At 69.2% G+C, this 6,007-nt stretch carries 6 protein-coding genes and 1 pseudogene; 1 reads left to right on the forward strand and 6 read right to left on the reverse strand.

Annotated elements, in window-relative coordinates; genetic code table 11:
- Positions 1–363: pseudogene (locus QN345_RS14545) on the reverse strand (hypothetical protein); the annotation flags it as partial.
- 141 nt (positions 364–504) lie between these two features.
- Here QN345_RS14545 and QN345_RS14550 point away from each other — a divergent pair.
- Positions 505–1,053 (forward strand): pyridoxamine 5'-phosphate oxidase family protein, encoded by a 549-nt coding sequence (locus QN345_RS14550; protein WP_322136591.1) that lies wholly within the window; start codon positions 505–507, stop codon positions 1,051–1,053.
- Here the strand turns inward: QN345_RS14550 and panD are convergent.
- The 5 genes from panD to QN345_RS14575 all read right to left on the reverse strand — a co-directional run bounded on the left by panD (position 1,006) and on the right by QN345_RS14575 (position 5,688).
- Positions 1,006–1,416 (reverse strand): aspartate 1-decarboxylase, encoded by a 411-nt coding sequence (panD, locus tag QN345_RS14555; protein WP_322136592.1) that lies wholly within the window; start codon positions 1,414–1,416, stop codon positions 1,006–1,008. The two genes, QN345_RS14550 and panD, sit on opposite strands and share 48 nt — an antisense overlap.
- An 82-nt stretch (positions 1,417–1,498) precedes the next feature.
- Complete coding sequence (locus QN345_RS14560) at positions 1,499–2,467, reverse strand: FKBP-type peptidyl-prolyl cis-trans isomerase (RefSeq protein ID WP_322140606.1); 969 nt, start codon at positions 2,465–2,467, stop codon at positions 1,499–1,501.
- A gap of 154 nt (positions 2,468–2,621) precedes the next feature.
- Positions 2,622–3,254: a hypothetical protein gene (locus QN345_RS14565; RefSeq protein WP_322136593.1), complete on the reverse strand. Its 633-nt coding sequence runs from the start codon at positions 3,252–3,254 to the stop codon at positions 2,622–2,624.
- 105 nt (positions 3,255–3,359) lie between these two features.
- The gene (locus QN345_RS14570; protein ID WP_323508798.1) at positions 3,360–5,108 is read right to left on the reverse strand and encodes a chromosome partitioning protein; all 1,749 of its coding nucleotides are present in this window, start codon (positions 5,106–5,108) and stop codon (positions 3,360–3,362) included.
- A 382-nt stretch (positions 5,109–5,490) separates the two neighbouring features.
- Positions 5,491–5,688 carry a hypothetical protein gene (locus tag QN345_RS14575; protein WP_322136595.1) on the reverse strand — a complete coding sequence of 66 codons (198 nt, stop codon included), beginning with the start codon at positions 5,686–5,688 and terminating at the stop codon, positions 5,491–5,493.
- Positions 5,689–6,007: the final 319 nt, after the last annotated feature.

Consider the following 6,007-nt stretch of genomic DNA (forward strand, 5'->3'; position numbering starts at 1 on the left):
TGCTGGCCGGCGAACCCGTACCCGGGCCGATCTTCGGATTCGTGAAGCCCACGAACACCCTGACCGCCGGCTCGGGCGCAGGTAACGCACGAGGTCGATCTCCGAGTAGCCGGCGTCGCTCGTCTGCCCGGTCGCGGTCACGGAGTAGTCGATATCGACCGAACCGGCCTCCGCCTCGACGACGTGCAGCCGGGTGCCGTGCTGGTCGAACACGATCCGAGACTCGAGCGGCGCGCCGTCCTGCACCGCAGTGAAGGTCTCAACGACCGAGACGGCCGGGTCGTCGGCGACGCCGATCGAGAGGATCAAACGGGCGGGCGCGCGCACGTCGAGAGCGAGGCGAGCGGATGCGTTACGTTCCATCCCACGATGATGGCATGCGCCCGGCGCGTCGCGGTACCGCCCTCGCCAGCGCGTCGCATCGATGCCGCAGACCCGGAGAGGACACGCCGTGCGGCGCGGTCCGGGCTGGTGCACCTCGCCAGGCGGGTCCATGCTGGGGACATGCTCGGGGAATTGAACAATCGTGAAATCGACGCAGTCCTGCAGACCAGTGTGGTCGGCCGGATCGGCTGCCACAGCGACGGCCGCACCTATATCGTGCCGATCACGTACGCCTATGATGATGGCACCGTGTACGCCCACAGTGCCGCCGGCACCAAGGTCGACATGATGCGGGCCAACCCCGACGTCTGCTTCGAGGTCGAGCAGCTCGACGACCTCGCGAACTGGCGCACGGTCGTCGCCTGGGGCGAGTTCGAGGAGCTCCATGACGCGGATGCCGACGACGGCCTGCGCAAGCTCCTCGCCCGGCTCGCACCGTACGTGACCTCGACGACGGCGCAGCCGGTCTCCGGTCCCGACGGCACGTTCCACGGGATCAGGACGACCGCGTCGGAGCCGGTGCCGCCCTCGGCGGGCCGGGTGGCGGCATCCGGTCAGGCCCCGGTGATCTACCGGATCCGGCTGACCGAGAAGACCGGCCGATTCGAGGAACGCTCGACGTCAGGCCGTGAGCGGCGGGCGGCTGAGTCCAGCGACATGTACACCTGAGGGGTCCGAGTCGACCGCGACAATGCGGTTGTCCGCGTCGACGTGCACGACGACGGGCACGTAGCTGCGGGACTCTTCGTCGCTCATCTGCGCGTAGGAGATGATGATGATGAGGTCGCCCTGCATGCCGAGGCGGGCCGCGGCGCCGTTCAGGCCGATGACCCCGCTGCCGCGTTTGCCGGCGATGAGGTAGGTCTCGAAGCGGCTGCCGTTGTTCACGTCGACGATGCTGACGCGCTCACCGGCGAGCAGGTCGCCTGCCTCCATCAGGTCCTCGTCGACCGTCAGCGAACCGACGTAGTGCAGGTCGGACTGCGTCACGGTGGCGCGGTGGATCTTGGACTTGAACATCGTGCGCTGCATGGTGGAACTGGGCCTTCCGGCGGCGGCCCGAAGGCCGCCGCCTGGTGCGGGTGTCTGGTTATGCGGTTACGTTGCTACGCGATCACGCGGTCGCGAGGATGTCGACGACGAACACGAGGGTGTCCGTTGCCGAGATGCCCGCGGTCGTGTTGCCGGTGCTGCCGTAGCCGAGCGCCGGCGGGATGACGATGACGACCTGCGAGCCGACAGTCTGGCCGATCAGGCCCTGGGCGAAGCCGGGGACGACGTTGGCCGTCGCGAAGGTGGCCGGGCCGCCCTTGCCCCAGCTCTGATCGAAGACGGTTCCGGTGGCCCAGACGACGCCCGCGTACTGCACGGTCACGGTCGCACCGTCGGCGACGGTCGCGCCGTCGCCCTTCTTGAGGACCTCGGTCTTGAGCTCGGTCGGCGCGTCGTTCTTCGGGACGGTGATCGTCGGGGCGCCGTCGTCGGCGAGCACGACGGTGGGGAAACCGTCCTGCGGGGCCTGGTCCGTGCCGCTCGCGCGGGTGGGAACCTTGCCCTTGACGTCGATCACGAAGATGATGTTGTCGGTCGCGGACACCTTGAGGTCCGTGTTGCCCGTGGTACCGAACGCGTCGGCCGGCGGGACGACGACGGCGACGCGCGAGCCGATGTTGGAGCACGCGATGCCCTTGAGGATGCCGGGGATGACGGAGCCGGTCTCGGCGACGGTGACAGTCAGGCCGGCTGCGGCGCCGTAACCGCCGGCGTTGAGCTTGGCGCCCGAGGTTGCGTTGTACGCGGTGTAGGCGATCTCGACGGCGTCACCGGTGTTGACGGCTTCGCCGTCGCCCTTGGTGATCACGGTGCGCTGGGTCGCGGTCGCCGCGAGCGGCGCCGTGAAGGTAACGGTGGGCTCGACACCGGCGTCACCGGCGACGGTGACGGCGTCGGAGCTCGTGCCGGGGTCGGTGCACGTCAGTGCGGCGGCGGATGCCGTCGGCGTCGACGACGGGGATCCGCTGCACCCGGTGAGGGCGAGCACCGCGACGGTTGCGACGGCGAGGAGGGCAGGAAGTTTGCGCACGCTGATCTTTCTTTTTCGAGAATGGTCTCTTCGATGATGGGCCTCGGCCAGTATGGACCATGCATCTATGAGGAACCTGAGTCGGCCAGCCGGCGGAGGCCCGACGGCGGCACGCGGAAGCGGGCACCCGGAAGCGGACGCCCGGCGGCAGTCGCTAACCGACGTTGGTGTCGGGAGCTCCTGTCGCGGGGACACCGGTCGCGACGGGCGCGGTCGCCGCCGCCGTCAGCACGTCGACGACGATGACGACGTTGTCATCCGCGTGGAGGTCGAGGTCGATGTTCTCCTTCGCTCCCCAGGCGTCCACCGGACTCGCGACGACGGCCACCCGGGAACCCACCGTCGAGCAGGTGACGCCCTTGACGATAGCGGGCAGTGTGCCGTTCGGTGCGTCGAGGTTCACGCCGACGGGGGCTCCGGTGTCGAGTCCCGAGGTGCCTGGCCCGAATCCGCGGGCGTCGATCTTAGCCCCGGTCCTGCCGTTGTAGAACGCGACGCCGAGTTCCACGTAGTCGCCGGTCTGCACCGGGACGCCGGTACCGACGGTCATGACGGTGCGCTCGGTGTCCGCGGCGGTCAGCGGCGTGGTGAAGGTGACCTCTGGCGCACTGCCGATGGCCCCCGGCGCGACCACGGCGTCGGAGGCGGCCCCCGGCTGGGCGCAGCCGGCTGGGGCGGCGGGCGACCGGGTCGCTGCCGGGCTGCATCCGGCGAGCGCGAGCACAACGCAGACCGCGACGAGACCGGCGGAGACTCCGAGGGAGATAAGGGCGGGGTAGCTGCGCACGGGTGGACCTTCTTGTCGGCGGGCGGCCCCGATTGGCGCGCCCGCCGTGCATTATGGCGTATCGAGGCGAACGGGAAGGTTCACGTCCCCCGCTCCGGACGCGGCCTACAGCCCTTCGGCGATCGCCGCGGTCGCGTAGAGCCAGGCCTCACGGGTGCGCGGGGCGAGGGCGTCGATGTTGAGCGGCCCGCCGGCGACGAGCGCCGGATCGTACGGCACGGCGACGACGGTGCGGGTGAGCTGGCTGAAGTGGTCGTGCAGCCGGGCGGACAGGGCGCGGTCGGCGGTCTTCGCCGGGGACGCGAGTACGGTCACGGCCTGGGCGACCTTGTCGCCGTGCCCCTTGAGCCGCAGCCCGTCGAGGAGGGACGCCGCGCCGTACGCGGTGTCCTCGCGAATCGTCGACACGACCACGAGCTGGTCGGCGGTCTCGACGGCCGCCTCCCAGTTGGAGGCGCGCATGTTGTTGCCGGTGTCGATGATCAGGATCCGGTAGAAGCGGCTGAGCGCGGCGTGGAGCTTGCCGAACGCGACGTCGTCGATGCTCGCGGCTCCGGCGGGGTCCAGGTCGGAGGCGAGCGCGTCGAAGCGTGCGTCGCCCTGGTTGCGCACGTACTTGTCGAGGTCGCCGACCCTGGCCGACGTCGAGTAGGCGAAGTCCTCGAGGTCGCGCAGCAGGTCAACGGCCGTGTTCGTGTGCTGGGCGCCCTGCGCCCGCACGCCGAGGGTGCCCATCGTCTCGTTGTTGTCCCAGGCGAGGGTGTACCCGCCACGGTGGATGCCGAAGGTCGCGGCGATCAACAGGGTCGCGGTGGTCTTGTGCGCGCCACCCTTGGGGTTGAGCACCACGATCGTGCGAGGACCGCTCAGGCTGCGCTGCACGGCCGCGATCGCGGCACGGCGGGCGAGTTCGCTCCGGCCGGGCGAGGGGTTCACGAGTCCGCCGGTGACCCTGCGCACGGTGCCCTGCCAGCCGAGGAGGGCCGGGCCGGCCACGATCGCGGGGCGGGAGCTCATGAAATCGGCGAGGTTCGGACCGTCTTCCGCTGCGACAAGGGTCGGGTGCTGTGCAGGCACGAGCAGAGCGGAGGACGCGGAGATCGGCGTGGACCGGAAGGCTGCCAACGGGCCGGCCGCGATCTCCTCATCGTCATCGTCGGCGTCGAGATCGCGGTGTTCGAAGATGATGTCCTCGAAGAGTCCGGGCGGCGGTACTGGCGTGCGGCGGGGTCCGGCGGGCAGGGACTCGGCGGCCTGCGAGGCGTCGTGCCCGGATGCGGGCTCACCCGCGCCGTCCGTGCCTGCGAGGGCATCCGCTTCGGCTTCCGCTTCTGCTTCGGCTTCTGCTTCGGCTTCCGCCTCACGCTCCAACACTGACTCGGCGTCCGCCTTGTCGACGGAGGTCCGCGCCGCGGCATCGAGGGGGTCACCGAGGGCCGCGAGCTCTGCCAATTCCTCGAGGGCGTCGATCGGTTCCATCGGTTCGGCCATGAATGCCGCTGCGCTGCGGTCTCCGGAGTGCGCCATGGTGCGCTTGGCGGCCTTGCCCTGCGACGCTGCGGGAGCTTCGGCTTCGGTGCGTGCGGCGGCCGGGATGAAGTCGCCCGCGGCCTCCACTTCGCCGTCCGGGTGGACGACAAGGGGCCATTGGCCCTGCTCGTCGTCGGCGGTCAGCCGCACCGGGCGACCGAGTACACGGGCGGCATCCGTCACGCGGTTGATGATCTCTTCACGAACACCAGCCTCGTCGCCGGCCGTCACCTGCTGGCCAACCCCGTCGATGATCAGCTCGCCGGTTCCGTTGCTACGAATCGTTGCCTGGATGCGAGGAGGTACGGATACTTCGTGTTTCATGGTCAGCCTTTTTTCCGTCGAGCTCAGCTCTTCGTTCTTTGGTGCGCTCCGGAATAACTGGACCGCGCCACAGACCAGCCTAACGGGCGGGAGTGCTTACCCCTCGTTTAGGCGTGATTCTTCCTCAGCTGTGCCCTCGGCGACCACGCACCGACGTGCGGAACGCACCCCTGAGCGCACCCGACCTCGCGAGAGTCGCCGTTCGCGCCGACGGTTGCCGCCATACCAGGGTCACTCGACGGAAACGGCGACTCTCGGTGGTTATCGCGTGCGCCTGTGGTCGCAGGCGCGAGTCGTATGCTCGGATGGCCGGCGCCGTGTGCGGATGCCGAGCCGGGCATCCGCTATCGGCGAACTCCGTTCGCCTGTTCAGCCCAGAGGCTCAGCCCGGGAGCGGCAGGTTTTCGGCCTCGGGGTGCCAGCGGATGGCGCGGAGGCCCGAGCGGGTGGCGTGGGTGTCGTCGTGGCCGTTCTGGCGGCGGCACTCGACGAGGTCCTGGGTCGACGTGATGTGCGGGTCGCGGCAGGAGTTGGCGTAACTCGTGTAATCCGTCTCGAGCAGGAGTTCATCATCGGTCATGGCGGTGCATTTCTGGTTCCCAGCACTGTTTCGTGGTGCACGACACCGCCGGCCTGCGTCGTGCGCCGGCAACGGTGCCTGGTGGTTCAACTGCTTCGGACGGTGGTGAGCTACACCCACTGCGGGCATCGAGCCGGTCGTCACTCTCGCGTGGGGTGTCGACGGATCGACACTCCATGCACGGTGTTCTGCTGCTGACCAGATTAGGGCCGGGGCCGACGGATGCCCAGTAAAACTGATGAATCGTCACATAAACGTCACTGTGTTACGGGCGTGTCACCGGGCCGGAATCGTGCGGGTGCGGGTGCGGGTGCGAATG

This window comes from Cryobacterium sp. 10I1 (genome assembly GCF_035019805.1).
GTDB classification, from domain to species: domain Bacteria; phylum Actinomycetota; class Actinomycetes; order Actinomycetales; family Microbacteriaceae; genus Cryobacterium; species Cryobacterium glucosi.

What these genes read in the sequence shown, in the direction of transcription:
- QN345_RS14550 (WP_322136591.1), top strand. Translation starts at nt 505, where the DNA reads ATGCTCGGGGAATTGAACAATCGTGAAATCGACGCAGTCCTGCAGACC.
- panD (WP_322136592.1), bottom strand. Translation starts at nt 1,416, where the DNA reads ATGCAGCGCACGATGTTCAAGTCCAAGATCCACCGCGCCACCGTGACG.
- QN345_RS14570 (WP_323508798.1), bottom strand. Translation starts at nt 5,108, where the DNA reads ATGAAACACGAAGTATCCGTACCTCCTCGCATCCAGGCAACGATTCGT.
- QN345_RS14575 (WP_322136595.1), bottom strand. Translation starts at nt 5,688, where the DNA reads ATGACCGATGATGAACTCCTGCTCGAGACGGATTACACGAGTTACGCC.